General features: G+C 65.0%; 19 protein-coding genes. 12 read left to right on the forward strand and 7 right to left on the reverse strand.

Annotated features, from left to right (window positions below; all coding sequences use genetic code 11):
- Position 1: 1 nt before the first annotated feature.
- From F8G81_RS00640 to F8G81_RS00650, 3 genes are all read left to right on the forward strand, one after another.
- Positions 2-682, forward strand: coding sequence for a DUF624 domain-containing protein (locus F8G81_RS00640; protein WP_267277121.1), 681 nt, complete (start codon positions 2-4; stop codon positions 680-682).
- Between the two features lie 135 nt (positions 683-817).
- A complete protein-coding gene (locus F8G81_RS00645) occupies positions 818-2,368 on the forward strand; it encodes an alpha-N-arabinofuranosidase (RefSeq protein ID WP_416377086.1) in 1,551 nt (516 codons plus the stop codon).
- A 79-nt stretch (positions 2,369-2,447) separates the two neighbouring features.
- Positions 2,448-3,443 carry an arabinan endo-1,5-alpha-L-arabinosidase gene (locus tag F8G81_RS00650; RefSeq protein WP_267277122.1) on the forward strand — a complete coding sequence of 332 codons (996 nt, stop codon included), beginning with the start codon at positions 2,448-2,450 and terminating at the stop codon, positions 3,441-3,443.
- 79 nt (positions 3,444-3,522) lie between these two features.
- Here the strand turns inward: F8G81_RS00650 and F8G81_RS00655 are convergent, their stop codons facing one another.
- Together F8G81_RS00655 and rsgA are read right to left on the reverse strand one after the other, a co-directional pair.
- A complete protein-coding gene (locus F8G81_RS00655) occupies positions 3,523-4,530 on the reverse strand; it encodes a LacI family DNA-binding transcriptional regulator (RefSeq protein WP_267277123.1) in 1,008 nt (335 codons plus the stop codon).
- Between the two features lie 129 nt (positions 4,531-4,659).
- Positions 4,660-5,844, reverse strand: coding sequence for a ribosome small subunit-dependent GTPase A (gene rsgA / locus F8G81_RS00660; protein ID WP_416377087.1), 1,185 nt, complete (start codon positions 5,842-5,844; stop codon positions 4,660-4,662).
- A 435-nt stretch (positions 5,845-6,279) separates the two neighbouring features.
- Between rsgA and F8G81_RS00665 the strand changes: the two genes are divergently transcribed.
- The 4 genes from F8G81_RS00665 (at position 6,280) to F8G81_RS00680 (ending at position 8,125) form a co-directional block, all read left to right on the forward strand.
- Complete coding sequence (locus tag F8G81_RS00665; protein ID WP_267277124.1) at positions 6,280-6,504, forward strand: hypothetical protein; 225 nt, start codon at positions 6,280-6,282, stop codon at positions 6,502-6,504.
- Positions 6,505-6,523: 19 nt separating this feature from the next.
- Positions 6,524-6,904 (forward strand): hypothetical protein, encoded by a 381-nt coding sequence (locus F8G81_RS00670; RefSeq protein ID WP_267277125.1) that lies wholly within the window; start codon positions 6,524-6,526, stop codon positions 6,902-6,904.
- A 184-nt stretch (positions 6,905-7,088) separates the two neighbouring features.
- Complete coding sequence (locus tag F8G81_RS00675) at positions 7,089-7,655, forward strand: hypothetical protein (protein WP_267277126.1); 567 nt, start codon at positions 7,089-7,091, stop codon at positions 7,653-7,655.
- A gap of 83 nt (positions 7,656-7,738) precedes the next feature.
- Positions 7,739-8,125 (forward strand): VOC family protein, encoded by a 387-nt coding sequence (locus F8G81_RS00680; RefSeq protein WP_267279357.1) that lies wholly within the window; start codon positions 7,739-7,741, stop codon positions 8,123-8,125.
- On the opposite strand, the gene F8G81_RS00685 is transcribed toward F8G81_RS00680, so the two are convergent.
- Positions 8,096-9,178, reverse strand: coding sequence for an NAD(P)-dependent alcohol dehydrogenase (locus F8G81_RS00685; protein ID WP_267277127.1), 1,083 nt, complete (start codon positions 9,176-9,178; stop codon positions 8,096-8,098). The two genes, F8G81_RS00680 and F8G81_RS00685, sit on opposite strands and share 30 nt — an antisense overlap.
- Positions 9,121-9,771 (reverse strand): DUF2306 domain-containing protein, encoded by a 651-nt coding sequence (locus F8G81_RS00690; protein ID WP_267277128.1) that lies wholly within the window; start codon positions 9,769-9,771, stop codon positions 9,121-9,123. Before F8G81_RS00690 ends, F8G81_RS00685 begins: the two co-directional genes overlap by 58 nt.
- Before the next feature lie 107 nt (positions 9,772-9,878).
- Here F8G81_RS00690 and F8G81_RS00695 point away from each other — a divergent pair, with 107 nt between their 5' ends.
- The 5 genes from F8G81_RS00695 (at position 9,879) to F8G81_RS00715 (ending at position 15,041) form a co-directional block, all read left to right on the forward strand.
- Entirely contained in the window at positions 9,879-10,679 is an 801-nt protein-coding gene (locus F8G81_RS00695; RefSeq protein ID WP_267277129.1) for a TetR/AcrR family transcriptional regulator, read from the forward strand.
- Between the two features lie 33 nt (positions 10,680-10,712).
- A complete protein-coding gene (locus F8G81_RS00700; RefSeq protein ID WP_267277130.1) occupies positions 10,713-11,327 on the forward strand; it encodes a DM13 domain-containing protein in 615 nt (204 codons plus the stop codon).
- Between the two features lie 104 nt (positions 11,328-11,431).
- Positions 11,432-12,583, forward strand: a complete 1,152-nt coding sequence (locus tag F8G81_RS00705; RefSeq protein ID WP_267277131.1) for a GGDEF domain-containing protein — start codon at positions 11,432-11,434, stop codon at positions 12,581-12,583.
- Positions 12,584-12,752: 169 nt separating this feature from the next.
- On the forward strand, positions 12,753-14,048 hold the full coding sequence (locus F8G81_RS00710; protein WP_267277132.1) for an MFS transporter: 1,296 nt from the start codon (positions 12,753-12,755) through the stop codon (positions 14,046-14,048).
- Positions 14,049-14,084: 36 nt separating this feature from the next.
- Positions 14,085-15,041, forward strand: a complete 957-nt coding sequence (locus tag F8G81_RS00715) for a LysR family transcriptional regulator (protein ID WP_267277133.1) — start codon at positions 14,085-14,087, stop codon at positions 15,039-15,041.
- A gap of 128 nt (positions 15,042-15,169) precedes the next feature.
- On the opposite strand, the gene F8G81_RS00720 is transcribed toward F8G81_RS00715, so the two are convergent.
- The 3 genes from F8G81_RS00720 to F8G81_RS00730 form a co-directional block, all read right to left on the reverse strand.
- A complete protein-coding gene (locus tag F8G81_RS00720; RefSeq protein WP_267277134.1) occupies positions 15,170-18,370 on the reverse strand; it encodes an RICIN domain-containing protein in 3,201 nt (1,066 codons plus the stop codon).
- A gap of 200 nt (positions 18,371-18,570) precedes the next feature.
- Positions 18,571-19,917: an ABC transporter substrate-binding protein gene (locus tag F8G81_RS00725; RefSeq protein ID WP_267277135.1), complete on the reverse strand. Its 1,347-nt coding sequence runs from the start codon at positions 19,915-19,917 to the stop codon at positions 18,571-18,573.
- Between the two features lie 46 nt (positions 19,918-19,963).
- The gene (locus tag F8G81_RS00730) at positions 19,964-20,914 is read right to left on the reverse strand and encodes a carbohydrate ABC transporter permease (protein ID WP_416377088.1); all 951 of its coding nucleotides are present in this window, start codon (positions 20,912-20,914) and stop codon (positions 19,964-19,966) included.
- Between the last annotated feature and the right edge of the window lie 2 nt (positions 20,915-20,916).

The raw sequence follows: 20,916 nt of genomic DNA on the forward strand, positions 1-20,916 counted from the left end.
CATGCCGGCCAATAACCTCGCCGTTTTACCGAACGAACTGCATCTGGGCTGGGCCGGCCGGGTGATGCAGTGGCTGGGCTTCGCCACCCGGCTGGTGCTGGTGAACCTGCTGTTCGTGGCCGGGGCCCTGGCCGGCCTGTTGGTCTTGGGGCTGTTCCCCGCCGCCGTCGCGGCCACCACCATCCTGGCCAGGCTGCGCGCAGGGCTTGCCGGCGAGCACCTGGTGCGTGACTTCATCAGCGTGTACCGCTTCCAGTTTTGGCACGCCAACCGGGTGGGCAGCATATTCTGGCTGGCCGGCGTCGTACTTGGCCTTAATGTCCTCAGCGTGCTGGGACCGGAGGGCGCCGTGTTGCTGTCCTCGCCCGTCCACGCCGTCCTTCTTCTCCTGGCGGCGCTGGCAGGCACTGCCACCTTCATGGCGGCCGCGACGGCGGTGGCCATCTGCAGCCGTTGCCGTGACTCGGTGGCAGGGACCTGGCGGACGGCGTTTGTGCTTCCGCTTGTGTCGCCCATGATGAGCATTTCGCTGTTGCTGAGCCTGGTGGCATGCGCCGTCATCTTCTCCGGAATGACCGTCCTCCTGCCGCTGGCAGGGGCATCGGTTCCCCTGCTGCTTTCCGGTTGGCTGGTGGAACGCCGGCTCTCCGCCCTCCAACAGGGGCACACCGTCCCCGCCTGACGCTTTCAATCCCTATCCACACGCTCTTGCCCAACTAGGTAGCGCCAACTGTCGTTTAGACAGCTCAAAACGACACTTAGAGCTACCCAGTTGGGCCGGACTTTTACTACAACGTTATACAGAACAGGAAGAACCGTGACCATCACCTCCGCTGCTGCTGAACAGACCGACTTGGCTGTTGTGGCACCCACCGTCATCACCGTCGACAGGTCCGCCGTTGTTGCCCCCGTCAGCCGGCGCATCTTCGGCTCCTTCGTGGAGCACCTGGGCAGGTGCGTCTACGACGGCATCTACGAGCCCGGGCACCCCACCGCCAACGAGGACGGATTCCGGCTGGACGTCATCGAGCTGGTCAAGGAACTCGGCTCCAGCACCATCCGCTACCCCGGCGGCAACTTCGTTTCGGGCTACCGCTGGGAGGACGGCGTGGGACCACGGGATCAGCGCCCGGTCCGCCGCGACCTCGCCTGGCACTCACTGGAATCGAACCAGGTGGGCCTGGACGAGTTCGCCCGCTGGTGTGAGCTCACGGGCTCCGAGCTGATGATGGCCGTGAACCTGGGCACCCGCGGCATCGATGCCGCCCTTGACCTGCTGGAGTATGCCAACCACCCCTCCGGCACCGCCCTCAGTGAGCAGCGCATCGCCAACGGGGCCAAGGATCCCTACAACATCCGGATGTGGTGCCTCGGCAACGAAATGGACGGCCCGTGGCAGATCGGCCACATGTCGGCCGACAGCTACGGCAGGCTTGCGGCCCGTACGGCGTCCGCCATGAAGACCGCGGACAAGGACCTGCAGCTGGTGGTATGCGGCTCCTCGAGCTCCTCCATGCCCACCTTCGGCGAATGGGAGCGCGTGGTCCTGGAGCACAGCTACGACTACGTGGATTACATTTCCTGCCACGCCTACTACCAGGAGCGCAACGGGGACCTGGGCTCCTACCTCGCGTCCTCGCTGGACATGCAGTACTTCATCGAGACCGTGGTGGCCACCGCCGATCACGTCAAGCATAAGCTCAAGAGCAAAAAGACCATCCAGCTCTCCTTCGACGAGTGGAACATCTGGTACCTGGACGAGCACCAGGCCTCGGACGAGGTCAACGAGGAATGGACCCACGCACCGCGCCAGCTGGAGGATGTCTACTCCGTGGCCGACGCCGTGGTGTTCGGCAACCTGCTCATCACCCTGCTGAAGAACCACGACCGGGTGGCCGCGGCCTCGCTGGCCCAGCTGGTCAACGTGATTGCGCCCATCATGACGGAACCCGGCGGCGACTCCTGGCGGCAGACCACGTTCTTCCCGTTCTCCGTCACCTCGCGCCTGGCCCGGGGCGAGGTGCTCCGCCCGCGGATCGAGGCAGGGACGTACACGACGGCGGTTTACGGCGAAGCGCCGCTGGTGGACGCCGTGGCAACCGCCGACGCCGCCACCGGCCAGTCGGCGCTGTTCCTGGTGAACCGCAGCCAGACGGAGGCGATCGACGTCAGCATCAACGTGTCAGAGCTGAACGCCACGGTGGTGACCGAGGCCGTCACCCTCCACGACGAGGACGTATACGCCAAGAACACGCTCCAGGACCAGAACCGCGTGGGCCTGAAGCAGCTCAACGGTGCCGTCCTGGAGGAGGGCACCCTGACGGTGACACTCCCGCCGGTGTCCTGGTCCGCCGTCGCGCTTGGCTGACGTGCGCCCCCGGAACGTTAGCCCTGCAGCCGGCCGCCGGCCGGGCCGTTCGTCATCAGCGGTCCTTCACCTCAGAGCGGTGGGGCTGGCTGCGGCGCTGGCCGCCGTCGTCCTGGTCCTGTCAGCCTGTGCCGCCGTTCCCGGCGCCACGGCCGAACAGGAACCAGCGGAGGCCGGGCTGAGCGGGGATATTTTCACCCACGATCCTGCCCTGGTGAAGGGCGGGGACGGCGAATCCTGGTTCATCTACTCCACCGGCAACGGCCAGGTGGCGGACGGAAACATCCAGATCCGCCGCTCCACCGACGGCAGGAACTGGGAACACGCCGGCGAGGTGTGGCAGCAGAAACCGGCCTGGCTTGCGGCGGCGGTTCCCGGTGTGGACAACCTCTGGGCGCCGGAGCTGTACCAGCACAACGGCACCTGGTACCTCTACTACTCCGCCTCCACCTTCGGCAAGAACCTGTCCGTGATTGCACTGGCCACCAACACCACGCTTGACCCGCAGGACCCGGGCTATGAATGGGTGGACCGGGGGCAGGTGATGTCCTCGAAGGGGGAGCGGTTCAACGCCATTGATCCCGGCATTGCCGAGGACGCGGACGGCACGCCGTGGATGTCCTTCGGTTCGTTCTGGACCGGGCTGCAGCTGGTGGAGCTCGAGTGGCCCAGCGGCCTGCCCGCCGCGGGTGCGGAGCCGGTGACAATAGCTGACCGGAAGGCGCCGCCGAATGCCATCGAGGCGCCGTACATCCTGCCGCACGACGGTGCCTTCTACCTCTTCTTCTCCCGCGATTTCTGTTGCCAGGGGCTGGAGAGCACCTACAACATTGCCGTCGGGAAATCCGACAGCATCAACGGTCCCTATGTGGATGCCGAGGGCAAGGCACTGCTCGACGGCGGCGGCACACCGCTGCTGGGCACCGACGGCGGGCGCGTGGGGCCGGGCGGCCAATCCGTTTCCGGGGGCACCCTCGCGTTCCACTACTACGCCGAGGAACTCGACGGCGCCTTCCGGCTGGGCCTGGCCGAGCTGGAGTGGAAGGACGGCTGGCCCACTGTCCGGTGGGACTAACCACCCGAGTTTTTGTCCAGTTACGGCGACTTCCGGTCGGTTTATCTCGCCGTAGCTGGACAAAAACTCTGAGGGGGCGTTAGCCCACCGTTGATTCCCGCGGCACCACGCGGAAAGCAGCTTCGATCTGACGCGGCGCACCGCCATCCGGATTCTTAATCCGCTCCATGAGCATCCGGATGGCGGTCTCCGCAATCTCCACCCGCCCCGGGTCCACGGTGCTGAGCGTGGGCAGCGAATAGCGCGTTTCGTCCAGGTCATCGAAGCCGATTACGGCGACGTCGTCCGGCACACGGAAGCCCGCTTCCTGCAATACCCGCACGGCGCCCTGGGCCAAGGTGTCATTGAGCCCGAACACGGCGTCGAATGATGCGCCACGGTCCAGGAGATCGTGCATTGCTGCCGCGCCGTTGGAGCGGTGCCAGTCCCGGACGTAGGCGATGATGCCGTCGTCGTACGGGATGCCCCGGGCCTCAAGCGCCTCGCGGTAACCGCGGAGCCGGAGCCCGGCAGAGCCAATGACTTCCCCCTGGTGGGCGCCCACCACGGCGATTCGCTTCCGGCCGAGATCCAGCAGGTGTTCGGTGGCTGCCCGCGCGGCGGTGACGTTCTGCATGGTGACGTGGTCCGAGCCGCTGCCGAAGATGCGTTCACCCAGCAGGACAATCGGCACCTCTGCCTTAACGAGGTCAGCGTCTTCCTGGCCCATGGCGAGCGGGCTGAAAATCAGGCCGTCCGACATCTTGAGCCGCGGGCTGGACATCACTTCGAGCTCCCGGGCGCGGTCAGCGCCTGTCTGCTCAATCAGCACCACCAGGCCATGCTTCGCGGCGGCTTCGATCACGGCGTCGGCCAACTCGGCGAAGTAGGGCAGGCTGAGCTGGGGGAGCGCCAGGGTGATGGCACCAGTCTGCCCGGAGCGCAGGCTGCGGGCCGTCAGGTTGGGACGGTATCCCAGCTCGGCAATGGCCTGCTCCACTTTGGCGCGGGTGGTGTCCCGGACATGCGGGTGGTTGTTGATGACATTGGAGACCGTCTTGAAGGACACGCCGGCGACCCGGGCCACGTCGTGAAGAGTCGCTGCCATGGTGGATCTCCTTGCTAAGGTTCCCGGCCGTTTGGCCAGCTAGGAAAATATTACAACGTTGCATGGAGCTGGTGCCGGATGGCAGCGGGAAGCCCTGCCGCGCAGCGCCGCGGCAGGGCTTCGCGGTGTTTAGCGCCGCTTCCGTTTAGACCGCTGTTCCTCCTGCCGCTCCGACCTGGCCCGCTCCGCGGAACGCTGGGATGTCCCTCCGCCCACCACCTTTTGGTGCCACTCGCGCTGGTACGCCCGCGTGGCTGCGGCGTCCTTGCGGCGGGCAAGTGCCGCCAGTTCGCGCTGGAGTTTCAGGTAGTTGTTCCAGCGCCGGTCCTCAAGCGTGCCGTCGGCGAGGGCCTGCCGCACCGCGCAGCCGGGCTCCCGCTCATGGGCGCAGTCCGCAAACCGGCAGAGGCCGGCCAGCTCCTCCACGTCGCCGAACATCTGCTCCATTCCGTCGTCCGCGTCGAAAAGCCCAAACCCGCGGACGCCGGGAGTGTCCATCAGGACCGTGCCGTCCGCCAGTGGCACCAGCTCGCGGGAGGTGGTGGTGTGCTTGCCCCTGAAGTCGCCGGAGCGGACGGCGCCAGTGTCCTGGGCATTATGGCCCACCAGGGCGTTGATCAGAGTGGATTTGCCGGCGCCGGAAGGCCCCAGGAGAACCAGCGTGCTGCGCGCCGGCAGGCAGCCCAGCAGTTCGTCGATTCCGTCCCCGTGCTCGGCAGAGGTGGTGACCACCTCAACTCCCGCCGCCTGCAGGATGACCTGCCCGACGACGTCGTCCGCTACGTCCGCAAGGTCCGCTTTGGTGACAATCACCAGCGGAACGGCTCCCGAGTCCCACGCGGCAACCAGGGTGCGTTCGAGCCGGTTGTGGGTGAGCGGCCGGTCCACCGGGACCACCACGCCGATCACGTCCATGTTTGCGGCCAGCACCTGGGCGGCCGAGGAGGCCTCGAAGGCGCGCTTTCGGCTGAGTTCCGAGCGCCGGGGAAGGATCCCGACAATCTGCCGGTCACCGGCACGGTTGGGTCCGATCCACACCCAGTCGCCCGTGACCGGCACACCGGCATCGAGCGGGTAGGGCAGGTGCAGGAGTTCCGCGCCGACCGCCACCAGCACCAGGCTGCGGTCCACCCGGACCACACGGCCAGGCTCGCAGGCCGTGCTGCTGACCGAGGGCGGATGTTCGTTGAAGTGCCGTTCCACGGCGGGGTTAAAGCCGTACAGGCTGGGCCCGTTGTGGCCGGAAATGGGCCCGTTGTGGCCGGAGGTGGGTGCAACAATGCTGTCCAGGCTGTTGCCTGAAGAATTTTTCAATGTGATACCTCGGGGAAAAGTCCCCTGGCACCGGCCAGTCCCGGGCTTTGCCCAAGGGTGTTCTGGCGTGCGCGGGCAGTGCCCTACGCGGTGCGGCTGGAGACGGGGGTGGTTAAGGTGATGGTTGCAAAGCGCCCGGGGCGCACGGCAAGGACAGTCATCAAAAACACCTCCGCTCTCTCGTATGGTCCATCGAAGTGAAATACCGGACCGGTTCCCAACTTTAGCCTCCACCGGAGGGTTCCGCCAGAGCCGGCGTTCCACGCTCCCATTCCAGGCCGGGCGGCCGCCGTCGGCCCTCCACTTTCCTGGATGAACTGGTGACCTCAGCCACTGAATATGGGACGATGGTTACCTGCTCCAGCAGTGGCGGCAATCGGCGCAACGATTCGAACGCCCGGCCGGGGGGCCGGCCTCAGCAACAAGGTACCCCTGATGGAAGATCCACGACTGACAGCCCGAAGGCTTATTGAGCAGGATGCGCGGTACCTCCGGGATCTGTGGCTCAGCTACTGGTCCAACGGCGGTGAGGCACAACTGCTGGAGTTCGAGTCATACGTTCACGGCGTATACGAGCGGAGCGAATCGGACCTGAAGATACTTTCCTGGGCCATCCACGACGTTCAACCATCGGGCAGACCGCCGGGGCGGCGCTACTGACCCATGATTAGCTGGGCGCATGGAATTGACGTTCGTTCGCTATCAGGCAACTGCCCCCAACGCCCGTGGACGCTACCCGGGGATCTTCGCCCTGGCGAACGGTCTGGCAAAGGGCGGCAGGCTCAGAGATGATGACTGGGCTTCCTGGCGCACCGCGAACGATCACTACGACGCCGCCTACACAGACCCTTCGACAGTGGACGGATCCATCTACGACCCCCACATCAACCCGTCGGCGCAGTCCTGGTTCAAGGGCAGCGCCACACACCTGCTCGCTGGAGTGTCTTTTTACACGGATCTTCTGAGCCGGTATGACATTGGCTGGGAGGTGCTCCATTCCGCCAATCCAGGAAAAATCCTGTATGAAGACGACGTGCAGGTAGTTGTCGCACCGTATTGAAGGATGATGGATCAGCACCGTCATCAAAACAGTGCTTACGGCCATATCGTCCCGGGGGAATTCGAATATGAACAGAGCCAAAAGCAAGCTCCTGCCAGTTATTCTTCTCGTTTTCTATGCAGCAGTTTTGACTGGTTGTGGCCTGGTTCCGTTCGCCAAATCCAGCGACGGGGAATCCTCCTCCGTGATTAACGGCAACTCCCAGTTCACCGAAAAAGGCGTCGAGGAAATCAAGCGCAGCCTCAAAGCAGAATTTGACTTCACCACTGTGCCGCTGCCGATGTCGGCGCTAGGCTTCCCTGACAAATCCGACGGTATTCTCATAGGAGTGGACCGGGGCAAGCTCATCACGGTTTCTATCACTACTCCGCGCGGGTTGGTGGAGATGAAAACGGACAAGATCCGAATCCGTCCTGACATTGATGGCACAGTGTCCCATCTGGATTTCTTTATCAACTACCCGGACGCGCAGGACGCCAATCCCGAAATCCGGCGGGCTGCCAACGAACTCGGCTTTGTGATGATGGAGGGCTGGCCAGCCGTGGGCCCCGAGTTCAAGGACGGCTCCGGGAAAGAAGTGATTAACCCCGGATACGGCAATAAAACTGGCACGGTATTCTCCGTGGAAGTGTATTCGAACCGCACCACAGGCAGCAGGACTTTCATCTACTCAGCGTTGCTCCGAAAAGAGTTCTACACGCCGGAGGCTACCGAGAGCATTGCGGCTATGGGCAAGCGGCCGGGGAGGTAGTCTGCGATTGGCAGCACCATCGCGTGGTGCCAGACCATGCACCCGTACGGGTGAACAGCGGAGGAAAAATGGACGAAGGACGAATAAGCCTGCTGCAGGTTGCGCAGAGAGCCACCGACCTTCAACGTGCAGCCGGCTTCTACGCAGACCTTCTGGGCAGCCCACCCACAGCACTCTTTGAGCCTCCCGGCCTGCTGTTCTTCGATGTGGACGGTGTCAGGCTCCTGCTCGAAAAGGGCGCCCAATCCGCGGTGCTTTACCTCCGGGTGGCTGATGTCAGGGCCCAGGTGGAGCGCCTGAGGGGCCTGGGGGTGGAGATCGTGGCCGAGCCTCATGTCATCTTCAGCCATACGGACAGCACCCTGGGCCCGGCCGGAACCGATGAGTGGCACGCTTTCATCCGTGACAGTGAAGGGAACACTGTTGGGCTGGTCAGCCACTTAACGCCCGACGGCGGCACCCCGGCCTGAGTGCTCTATGTCAGGTGTGGCACTGGTGCCTGATATCTGCAAAACGACGCTTCCTTTCTTGCGTCCCGTATCGACAAAGCGATGGGCCTTTACGACGTCGGCCAGTGCATAGGTGCGCTCGCTGACGGACCGAAAAAGCCCGGCTTCGGCCAGGTGGACGAGGTACTCGAGATCTTTGGCGGTGTACTGGACGTTGCCGGCGCTGACCAGCTTCCCGCTAATCCGGCTGTGCCACGACGACCAGATGATTCCCTTCAGATCGGCGACCACCAGCAGCAGCGAACCGCCGGGCTTGACTGAGGCCTCCGCCCGCTCAAAAGGGGCGTTCCCCACACAGTCCATCACGGCGTCGTACTTGGTGGCCTCGGCGGTGAAATCAATCGTGGAGTAATCGATCACCCGGTCCGCCCCGAGCGAGGTAACAAGTTCCCGCCCGGCGTCACTGCAGACGGCGGTGACATGCGCGCCGGATTGTTTGGCGAGCTGCACCGCTGCCGTCCCCACAGCCCCGGACGCGCCGTTGATCAGGACTGTGTCGCCCGGCTTCAGTCCTGCGCGGTTGAGGAAAACGAGGGCTGTCAGTCCTCCGAAGACCGGGGTCACCGCCTCTTGGAAAGTCATGTTGGACGGCTTGGCCGCGATGGCAGCTTCAGCAGGGAGGCAGACGTACTCGGCGTGGCCGCCGAACCTGCTGCCCAGCATCGCAATCACCTCCGTACCCGGCCTGACTGATGTCACCCCCGCGCCCACAGCTTCAACAACGCCGGCAACATCCATGCCCAGGACGGCCCGGCGTGGTCTGAAGACGCCCAGGGCCAGCGCAGCAAACAAACCCAGCCCGCGCGGGACGTCGCGGCTGCGCGCGCGGCGGTCTGCGGCACTCACCGTGCTCGCATGGACTTTGATCAGCAGCTCCCCGCGCCTGGGTGACGGCGCAGGCACTTCTTGGACCCGGACCACGTCAGGCCCGTCAAAGCGGGAGTAGACGGCGGCCTTCATCGCGAAGCCCGCCGCTGGATGACGTACTCCGCCACCGCCACGTTGATCACCCACGCCGCCCCCATCAGCAGCGCCTTTGTCAGTACACTGGGCGGTCCAGCCAGGAGGATCCAAGGGCCGATCACCAGGGCCTGTGTACCCGCCGCGACGCCGATGGCGTAGCCGCGCGTCATCCATACGCTGTGCCCCACGTAGTCACGGCGCCGGACGGCCACCACTCCCAGGATGAGGCTGACCAGCATGGCCGAACCGAAAAGCAGCCGCAGCGGCACGTCCGTGTCGCCGTCGGGCAATGGGTAGAAGGCGGACATCCACAGGCCTGAGAGCGCGGCGAGCAGCCCGGCAGGTATAAGAATTCCGCCGGCCATGCGGTGCCAGCCCCGCCTGCCCCGAAGCGACGGGACGAACTGGAACGCCCCGAGGAAGCTGTACACAGTGACGCTGACAATATGGATCACCACGGGCACTGGCGAGGCAAAGAAGCGGGCGTTTTGCGGCGTGATGGCCGCGCCGCCGGTCAGCTCCGTAAGCCGTGCGGCCCCCGCGATGACCGGGATGAGACTGAGGAGAATCAGCCCGGCGGGAACGGGCCATTGTGGCCGTATGCGTTTTGCGGGCGGAGAGGCTGTGACTGTCAGCGGAGCCATCGTTATCCTTTTGGGTTGGAGGTGTACGGTGTACACCCTGCTGGCAGCAACGCTAGGTGTACGCAGTACACTTGTCAAGGGAAAGCCGGTAAGGAAAGGTGTGCCAGATGACTGAGCAGCTGGAAACGACGCGCCGCATTCCGCTGAACAGGGACCGAGTCCTGGGGGCCGCCGTCGTCCTGGCAGACGAAACGGGCATCAACTCACTGAGCATGCGAAGGCTCGCCCAGGAACTCGGTGTGGTGCCCATGGCGCTCTATAAGCACGTGGCCAACAAGGACGAGCTGTTCAACGGGATGGTGGACGCCGTCATTGCCGAGATCGGAGCGCCTGCCCCGGCTGCCGACTGGAAAGCCGGGGTGCGGGCGCGGGTCCTCGCCGCACGCCAGGCACTCCTGCGGCACCCTTGGGCGCGCCAGGTGATCGAGTCCCGCACCACCAAGTCCCCTGCGGTGCTTGGGTATATGGACGATTTCATCGGGCTGTTCCTGGCCGGCGGATTCTCGGTTGACCTCACCCATCACGTGATGCACGCCCTGGGCAGCCGCATGTGGGGGTTCACGCAGGAGCTGTTCGACGACCAGGCGGGCCCCGCCGCCGAAAGCCCCGCCGCCGAAGGCGGAGCCACCGAAAGCAATGAGGTCACCCCGGAGCATGCAGCGATGTTGCAGGAGATGGCCGCCCGGTATCCGAACATCCTGCAGGTGGCCATGGCTGCCGGGCATGAGGAGGACTCTGTGGTGGGCCGCGGCTGCGACGACCAGTTCGAATTCGAGTTTGCCCTTGATCTCCTGCTGGATGGATTTGAGCGGCTGCACGCCCAAAGCTGGACATCGCGGCGGGCAAACCCCTCCGGTCCGGGAGAGACGCACCCGGGGACGTTCTCAACTGTTAATCTTCTGGCGTAGCCCCGGGCTGCCGCTGTGTCAGAGGATGAATCCATGGATGGAGACACGAAGACAGGCAGGCGCCGGAGGCTGATGGCGATCGCGGCGGCGGTAGCTGTGGCAGGGTTCGTTATCGGGCTGGTGGTGTTCAAACCCTGGCTATTGTTTGTGGATGTCCGCGTTGACGAACAGCTCCCCGCCGTAGCGGCACCAGCCGTAACGGAACCCACCGCCACTGCATCGGCCCCCGTGGCCTCTCCCCAGACTTCCGCTCTTTCAACCGGCCCAACTCCTGCCCCGCCAACTCCAGCGGGCCCGGTAGAAGTGGCGGCAGGCAAGCTGATCAGCCACGAACACGGCACTACCGGGACCGTCAGAATCTTTCAGCAGCCCGACGGTTCACGGGTGCTGACCCTGGAGAACCTGGACACCTCAAACGGTCCTGATGTGCACGTGTGGCTGAGCGCTGCGGACGTGGTGGAGGGAACCGCTGGCTGGTATACCGCCGGATCCGCCGAACACTACGATCTCGGCCTGATCAAGGGAAACCAGGGGAACCAGGTCTACGCCATCCCTGCGGACGTCGATCTCTCGAAATACAGGTCCGTTGACCTCTGGTGCGTCCAATTCAGCGTTTCCTTTGGGGCGGCACAACTAATTCATAACTGAAATGCCGGATAACGGGCGCGCCGTGGGGGAGCGGTGCCATACTGGGCGTGCGGCACTTGGCGACTGGGCGTGCCGCACTTCGCGTTCGGGGGGACATTCGGAAAATGGTTCTGGATACAGCGACGCTGAGGTTTGCCTTCGGGCTGATGGCGTTGGCGCTTGGAGTTTTGTTCTACTTCTCGGCGTACCGGACCACACGATCCCCGTACAGCGGCTGGTGGTGCCTGGCCCTGCTGTTTTTTCTCAGCGGTTCCGGCGCCTTCCTCCTCGACGGCACCCCGCACCAATGGTGGGCCAACCCGCTGGGAAACGTGCTGCTGGTCCACGGCGGGGTGGCTGTCTGGGCGGGGGCCCGTTCACTCCGGACGGTGCCGCCGCCCCGATGGGCCTTCACCGGACTTCCCCTGGTCACCCTGATTGCCTCCGCCCTGGACAATCCCGCCACCAATGTCTGGGCCGGCGGTCCCGTTTTCCTCGGCGCGATGGGGCTTTCGATCGGGCTGGGGTCCCGCGAGCTGTGGCGGCTGGAACCCGGGTACTCGCGGGTCAGGATCCCCATGGCCGCCGCGGCTGGTGCAGTCTCCATCTTCTACTTCTGCCGGCTGATTGCCTTCCTCCTCGACGGGCCTGGCGGGGACACCTTCGATACGTTTTTTGGCTCCGAGGTCACCACGCTGGTCACCATGGTGATGCTGGTGGTGGTGTCCTTCAGCATGGCCGGGCTCAGCAGCGAGCAGCAGACCCGGGCGCTGCGAATGGTGGCCAGCAGGGATGACCTCACCGGCCTCCTCAACCGCAAAGCGTTCCTGGACCTGGCCGCAGAGCAGATGGCGGACACTGCTGTCACCAAGCCATCGGGGGTCCTGATCCTTGCCGACCTAGACCACTTCAAGGCTGTTAACGACACGTACGGCCACGCCGCCGGGGACGAGGTCCTGCAGGCCTTCGCGCTGGCCTGCCAGGACACCATCCGCTCCACCGACCTGGCCGGACGATACGGCGGCGAGGAGTTTGTCCTCCTCATCCCGGGCGGAACCGCCGACCGCGCAGAAAGTGTGGCAGACGCGATCAGCTTTCGGCTGACCCAGGCGTCAAAGCCGGACGGGCCACAGATGCCCACGGTCAGTTATGGGATTGCCCTGTACGACGCCGAGACCCCCGGCCTGGAGGCGGTGATCGCCGCGGCCGATACTGCCCTTTATGCTGCCAAGTCATCGGGGCGGAACCGTACCGCGCGGAGCGACAGGGCTGGGTAGCCCGTTCCCGCCCGGGGCTGCCCAGTTCGGAGGCATCCGTCCCACGAATACCTGCTATGCCAAAGGCGCTATTCCCCGATACCCCAAGCCTTGCCACAGTGAGGGAAGTCACTGCCCGCGTCCAGCGACGCGGGCCCCTCCGTGACCATCATGAGGCGAAGGAAATTCAATGGAGAATATTCATCTCACGGGTACCGAGTCCCGTGCTGCCGCATCAAGTACTGCCGCATCAAGTGCAGCCGCATTAAGCACTGCCGCACCCACTACCGCCACACCCAGCCCTTCAGCACCCCGCACCGCCACTCCCCGCACCGCCGGGCGGCTCCACGCAGCCCTTCTGGTTGCCGGCAGCTGCATGCCGGTGCTGGGCGCTGTCCTCCTGGCGCCGGTGCTGCCCACCCTCAGCCAGGCCTTTGCCGGCACCCCCGGTGTTGCCATCCTGGTACCGCTGACCCTGACACTGCCGGCGCTCTTCGTAGCCTTGTTCTCACCGCTGGCGGGGTATGTCGCGGACCGGGTGGGACGCAAGCAGCTGCTGATCTTCGCCATGCTTGCCTATGCGCTTTTCGGGACGGCACCGCTGTGGCTTGAAACCCTGGAGTCGATCGCGCTCTCCAGGGTGGGCGTCGGCATCGCGGAGGCAGCCATCATGACCTGCTGCACCACCCTGATCACCGACTACTACGCCGGGGAGCAGCGCAACAAGTACCTGGGGCTGCAGACCATGGTCAGTGCGCTCGCGGCCACCGCCTTCTTCGCCCTGGGAGGCGCCCTGGGCAGCATCAGCTGGCGCACACCGTTCTGGCTCTACGCCGTCAGCGCGGTCATCGTCATTCCGATGATCTTCAAGCTCTGGGAACCGGCCAAGACCCAACGCACGACGGCGGCAAGGACATCGGTGCCGTGGCGGCAGATCGGCGCACCCGCCGCCGTGACGCTGTTCGGCGGCATCGTCTTCTATGCACTCATCGTCCACCTGCCCTACGTCATCACGGGCCTGGGCGTGGCTGATGCCGCCCTGATCGGGCTCGCGGCGGCCATCGCTTCCCTCGCCACCGCGGCAGGGGCCATCTCCTTCCGCTTCCTGGCGAAACTGGGCACACGCAGCCTGCTGGCGCTTGCCTTCGGACTCGCCGCCGTCGGACTTTCCATGGTTTCCCTGGCCGGCAACGTGCCGCTTGCCATGGCCGGAGCCGTGGTGGCCAGCGCCGGAACCGGTGTGCTGCTGCCAACGCTCCTGACGTGGGCTGTCAGCGGCCTGGAATTCCGGCAGCGCGGGCGCGGCACAGGCATCTGGACCGGGACGCTGTTCGTGGGGCAGTTCCTGACGCCCATTGTCCTGGGAACTGCCGCCGCGGCCCTGGGCAGCCTCAGCTTCGCCTTGGGGGCGCTGGGCATCGCTTGTGCTGTTGCCTTGCTGGCCGTGCTGGTCCGCGGACCGCGGATGGTGCCGGCCAGCCATTAGGACCGGTCCGGAGCCCTGGGTGGATAACCTATGGGTATGAAGAACCTGGACCTGAATCTGCTGCCGCAACTGCAGGTCCTGCTGGAACTGCGGAACGTGTCCAGGGCGGCGGAACGGCTTCAGCTCAGCCAGCCCGCCACCAGCGCGGCCATGGCCCGGCTGCGGCGGCATTTCGACGACGAACTCCTGGTCCGGAACGGCCGCACCTACGATCTCACGCCGTTCGCGCAGGCACTGGTCCCGCTGGTGGATGAAGCCATGCTTCACGTCCGGCGGGCCACGCGCGTCCGCTCCGGTTTTGACGCGGCCACGAGTGAGCGGGAGTTCGTCATTGCGGCGTCAGATTATGCGTCCGCGCTGATGGTTGGCCCGCTGCGGGGAATCCTTCAGCAGGAGGCGCCAAACGTGGCTGTCGACTTTGTGCCCACCTCCGGCATCCAGGGCAAGCTGGCGGATTACTCCAGGCTGGATCTGCTGGTGGGGCCCACCGGTTACCACATGCAGGGCACCAGCAAACAGCTCTTCCGGGACAGTTTTGTGGCGGTTCTGGACGCCGGCAACCAGCTTCTTCGGCAGCCCCGGCTGACATTGGAGGACCTGACCCGGGTTCCCCACGCCGTCGGCTATTTCGGTGAGGGGATCAGTACCCCCGCGGACAGGCTTTTTGAATCACGCGGCCTCCAGCGCCGGGCCGCTGCGGTAGTGGCTGGCTTCCTGTCCCTGCCGCTGCTGGTGGAAGGGACGGACCTTGCGGCGCTGGTGCCGCGGATGCTGGCGGCACGTGCCCAGCGGGGCGCGAACATCGCGGTGCTGGAGTTTTCCGAAGAAGACGAGGCGTCCCTTGTGGAGGCGATGTACTGGCACCCGTCCCAGACGGAGGATCCGGCGAGCATCTGGCTGCGTTCGGTGGTGCAGCGGGCGTGTTCACGGCTGCATGAACTTTTCCCAGCCAGCGTTCATCCGGTCACGGTGACGGTGGGACCTTCCAGCTAGCAGACCGCACGCAGAAAAACAGGCAGGCAAAACAGGCCAGACAAAAGCAGACCAGGCAAAACAGGCCAGACAAAAGCAGGCCGGGGCGCGGCTTTCGCCACGCCCCCGGCCTGTGATGTTGGACCTGGCTAGCGTCCGATTCCTACCTCATACGTCCGGGACTGGCTGCCGTCCTCGCTGGTCACGGTGACCACGGCCTTCCGCGTCTGCTGGTCGGGCTGTTGGACCGCTACCGTGGCGTACGGGTCCGCCGCCGTGGCAGTTACCTGTGGCAGCGCGCCGCCCCATTCCACGTTGTACGTGCTGGTAGCCGGGTCGAAGCCGGGCACAGCCTGGCCGTCGACGGCGATCCCAACGGCGGAGGCGTCAGAGGACTTGCCCGCCGACAGGGCCATCACCTGGATCTCGCTGACGGTCATGTGGGTGTTGGGCCGGGCGGTGAGTATGGCGCGGACCTCCTTCGTGTCCACGTTGGCCACCGGCACGGACACCACGGGCGCCGGGCTGCCGCCGGGTACGGAGACCGCCGGACCGGCGTTCACCCAACTCCCGCTGGCTGTCCTGGTCTGGACCTGGACGGTCTGCGCATAGCTGTCCGTGGACCCGTCGCGGTAGAAGTGCACCTTCAGTTCCTTGACAGTCCTGGTGACCGGAAGGGCCACCGTCAGGGTGTCGGAGACGTTCTTGCTGCTGGACTTCCAGTTGGACCACGCCTTGTCCGTCAGGTTGCCGTTGCGGAGGCCGGCGGTGCCGTAGCCCGGCTCCGTGAAGGTGGCGTTGATGGAGGCGCCGTCGTCGTCAGCTGCATTGTCAACAGCGGGCTCGGTGACCTGGACGCGGACAGTTGCCGGAAGAGTGGTGCCGTCCCCGGCATCAGCGGCTCCATTGACTGTCAGGACCCCCGCCGCAGCGGCAGGCCCGACGGCGTCCCACGCCACGGTGCGTTCAACTGTTCCGCCGTGTTCGGCCACCGCAGTGACGGTGGACGGGAGAACCGGCGTGCCGCCCACATAGGTCTTGGCACGGGCAGGCAGTGTGGAGACGAGCGTGTCCACGGTGACCTCGGCGCGGACCTCATGCACGGCGCCCAGGGCGTCCGTCGCGGTTCCCTTGACCGCCACCGTTGTCCCCGGAGTCTTCCAGAGGCTGTCCGGAGGCATCTTCCACGTCACGGCCAGCTCGCCGCGGGCACCGCCCGGGTAGAGCGGAGTGGCGGTTGCCGGAAGCTGCGGAACGGATCCCGGGACGGTGAAGACGTTGATCTCCCGGAAGCCCTGGATGGTTTCATCCACAATGGTCCAGCGCTGGTTGTCGGCGGAGTTGGCCATCCACATGGTGACTGCGGATCCCTCGGCGGTGGCGTTTCCGCCCACCTCAAGGAGCCTGCCGCTGGCAGCGTTCACCAGCGTGTAGGTGCCGTCGCCGGTGGTGGACAGGATCCACTGCGCGTTCTCGGCCGGAAGCTCGGCGGCGTCCACAAGGGTCACCGCGTTCTCCACCGATGCCAGTTCCCGCGTGCCGTCTGCAGTTCCTACGGCATAACGGGCCTGGTTGCTGTTTTCGCCGCTGAGCAACCGGATGTTCCACATCTGCTCTGCGGCAGCGCCGGAGCGGATGACGGCGGACGTTCCGTTCGGGGCAATCGCGATGGATTTGCCGCTTTGGACGCCCTGGAGCCGGTAAACGTGGCCTGCCTGGACCAGGGATGCGTCCTTGGACACGCCCTGGACGCCCTCAACGATGAAGGTGGTGACGGATTCCTTGGGCACTGTCAGGGTGGCTGTGGCATTGCGTCCGACGGCGACGGGCTGGCCCTTGACCAATGCCCCGGTGACGTCGCTGACCACCGGCGTGACTGTCGCGTTGCCCTGGATCGCTCCGAAACCTGACAGGTCCAGGACCACCGGGTGCTCCTGCGCGCTGTCGTTGACGTGGACCACGGTTGCGCCGGTATCGGAAACGGCGGCAGCGCTCTTCGGATCGTTGACCTTCACCAGGCGGTCGCCGGGCTCGATGAACTGGGTGAAGTTCCGGGCGGTGTTGTACTTGGTGTTGGTGTAGATGGGACAGGTTTCCAGGGTGTCCTCGGCCGTGCAGTCAAAGGGAAGCTGGATTTCGCCCCAGTTTGACCCGGCTTCGCTCTCCCCGCCTGGCTTCATGTTGTTGTAGTCCTCCACCGGCTGCCAGAACACCCAGGCCTTGGGTTCAAGTTCGCGCAGGTCATCCACCATCTGCTTTGCCAGGCCCAGGCCGGGCTGCATGCTGACGAAGTTCTGCCCGGACATCCAGGCGCCGCCCACTTCGCTCATCCAGAGGGGTTTGCCCTCGCCCTTGGCGATGTCGCGGGCCGAGGTGCGCTGGCCGGTGCCGTAGGTGTGGACGTTGAGCTGGTCAACCAGTGCCCGGCTCTCCTCGGAGTAGCTGTTCCAGTTGTTGGTGAAGATGGACGGGTTGGTCTCATCCATGGCGGAGATGACAGCATCGGTGTCAGCTTCGGCGAGCTGGCCAGCAAGGGACTTCAGGACCTTCTGCTGCAGTTCGGGGCCAATGTGGGCTCCCTCTTGCCGGCCTCCGACTGGCTGCCCGTCGGCACCCAGCTTGGTGCCCCAGTAGGGTGTGTTGGGCTCGTTGAAGGGGTCCAGGGTATCGATCTTGATGCCGTGGGCGTCCTCGAGCTCCTCCACAACGCGCAGGAGATAGGTGTTGAATTCATCGATGCTTTCGGTGCGAAGCTGGTCCTCCGAAGAGTTGAAGCCGCCGGAGACGTAGCCGCTGACGGTCTGGAACCAGGGCGGGGAGTTGCTGAAGGCTTCCCATTTGGTGACGTCGGCCTTGATGCGGTCGATCCACCAGCGCTGGGTCTGGTCCGCGTCCAGGTTCCAGTGTTCCGGGTTCTCCGGGTCCCACCAGTCCTTGTCCGCCCGAGTGGTTCCTTCCGGCGCCTTCCACCATCCCTCGACGGCGCCGCCGGCCCGAAGGTAATCCTTGACGTCCGGTGCGTTCCCGCCGCCGATGTTGTACCTGGCAATGTTCAGGTTCAGGCCTTCATCGCCGAACACCATCTCGGCAAGCCTTTCCCGCACTTCATCCGGGTAGTCACCGGTGGCGTTGGCGAACCAGACCAGGCTGGTTCCCCAACCCTCAAAAGGGTCACCCTGGTACGAGGGATCCGGCTTCACCGTCACCGCGCCGGCCGGGACGGGCTCCGTGACTGCAGGGGCAAGCGCAGGAACGGCCATCGCAGGGCCGGCCAGGAGGCCGGCGGCCATGACGGCCGTTGTTGCCCCGAAGGCGGTGGTGGCCCAGAGGCGTCTGCATCGATTCGTCATTGAATGCCTTTCTGTAGGTTCGCCTTTTCGGCGGGAAATCTGAGCGCGAAAATCTGAGCGGAAAATCCGAACTGCCTCCCGGTGTCCTGCTGCCCCCGGGGAGGCAGGAGGAGGGGAAGCGAAGGGCGCGGCCACAGCGGGCCGCCCCCCGGCGCCGTCGGCCACTCATTAAGAGCTATTCCGCTGCTATTCCTTGACGGTTATTCCTTGACCGTGAAGCCCTGCTCGGTGCCGTACTTGGCGGATGCCTTCTGCCAGTCGGCCAGTCCGTCCACAAGCTTGGTGTCAGAGACATAGGCCTGGCCGACGGTGTCGTTGAAGATGCTGTTGGCGTACACCTGGAAGGGCAGGTAGGACCAACCCTGGACCACGTTCTGGGCTGACTCCGCGAAGATCTTGTTGGCCTGCTGGCCGCCGAAGTACGCGAATTCAGCGTTCAGGAACTCGGGGGAGGAGATTTCCTTGGCAGTGGCCGGGAAGGAACCGCCGTCGATGCGGGTCTTGACGCCGTCCTCGACGTTGGAGTACTTCAGGAATCCATACGCGAGGGCGGCCTGGCTGCTGGCGGCGGGAATGGCAAGTGAGCTTCCGCCGTTTTCGGAGCTGCTCTTGCCGCCTTCCTTCCACTGGGGAAGGGGCGCCACGCTCCACTTGCCCGCGCCTTCGGCGACACCGGAGGAGAGGTTGCCCGGCATCCATGCCCCGGTGGAAAGTGTGGCGATGGTTCCGTTGCCCAGGCCCTTGTACCACTCATCGCTCCAGGAACTGATGGGGGCAAGGAGGTCCTCGTCGATGAGCTTTTGCCAGGTCTCGGCGAACTTCTTTGACCCGTCGTCGGAGAAATTGACGGTTACGTCGTTGCCGCTGACCTTGTATGGCTTTCCGCCGGCCTGCCAGATCATGCTGGTGGTGAAGCCTGCGTCGCCGGTGTCGTTGGCAATGTAGGCGTTCGGATCGGCTTTCTTCAGTGCGCGGCCGGCTTCCAGGAACTCGTCCCAGGTCTTGGGTACTTCGATGCCGTGCTTGGCGAACAGTTCCTTGTTGTAGAACATGGCCATGGGGCCGGAGTCCATGGGCAGGCCGTAGACCCCGCCTGCCGCCTGGACCGATGCCCACGGTCCCGGCGTGAACGTGTCCTTCAGGTCCGAGGCGCCGAACTGGCCAAGATCGGCGACGGACTTGGCCAGGGAGAACTGCGGCAGTGCGTAGTACTCCACCTGGGCAACATCGGGAACACCGGAACCGGCCGAAATCGCGTTCTGCAGGGCCGTGTACTGGTCGTTTCCGGTGCCGGCGTTGACCAGTTCCACGTCCACATTGGGGTATTTCGCTTCGAAGCCTTCAACGACCTTCTTCAGCGTTGGCTCCCACGCCCATACGGTCAGCTTTCCTCCTTTTTGCAGGGCTTCCTCGACGGCGTCGCTGGTCACCGTCTGCTGGGCGGCGGGGGCGGCGGCGCCACAACCGCTCAGGCCCAGGGCGAGTGCGGCGGCAACTCCCACGGCCGAGCTCTGCAGCAGGCCGCGCCGGGTCAGGGTTTTGTTCATGGTTTTCCTTCTGATTGCCTCGTTGATACGGGTGGGGGAGTGCGGGTTATTCTTTGACGCTTCCGGCCGCCAGGCCTGATTGCCAGTACCGCTGCAGGAGCAGGAACGCGGCGATGAGGGGCAGGATGGTGAGCATTGATCCGGTGATGACCAGGTTGAAGATGGCCTCGCCGCCGGCGGTGGCCGCCTGGGCGTTCCAGGCGTTCAGCCCCAGGGTCAGCGGGTACCAGTCCGGGTTCTTGAGCATGATCAGTGGCAGGAAATAGTTGTTCCAGGTGGCCACCATGGTGAAGAGGAGCACTGTGACGATGCCCGGCGTCAGCAGCGGCAGGCAGACCTGGAAGAACGTCCGGGCCTCGCTGGCTCCGTCGATTCGGGCTGACTCCAGAATCTCGGTGGGGATCGCCTCGGAGGCGAAGGTCCACATGAGGTACAGGCCGAAGGGCGAGATGAGCGAGGGGATGATGACAGCCCACGGTGTGTTGGTCAGGCCCATCTGGCTGAACATCAGGAAGGTGGGCACGGCCAGGGCTGTTCCGGGAACGGCCACCGCGCCGATCACCACGGCAAAGACCCCCTTCTTTCCCGGGAAGTCGAACTTGGCGAGGGCGTAGCCGCCGAGGACCGCCAGGAAGGTGGCACCGCCGGCGCCAAGCACGACGTACAGCACGGTGTTGCCCAGCCAGCGGAGGAAGATGCCGCCGTCGTAGGTGAATGTCCGGGCAATGTTTTCCCACAGGACAAAATCGCCGGCGAACCACAGTCCAAAGGAGCTGAAGAGCCCTTCCTGGGTTTTGGTGGCGTTGATCAGCAGCCACACCAGCGGCGCCAGGCTGTAAAGGAGGACCACCCCGGTCACAAGGGTGAGCATGACGCTGCGGCGGGACCGGCGCTTGGAGGAGACCCGTTGGGGGCGCAGCCTGGCAGGCGTGGTGCCCTTTTCACCGGTACGGGCGGCGGCGCGGGTGGCGGGGCGGGAGGCAGTGGGGACGCTCATGG

Source organism: Arthrobacter sp. CDRTa11, assembly GCF_026427775.1.
GTDB lineage: Bacteria > Actinomycetota > Actinomycetes > Actinomycetales > Micrococcaceae > Arthrobacter.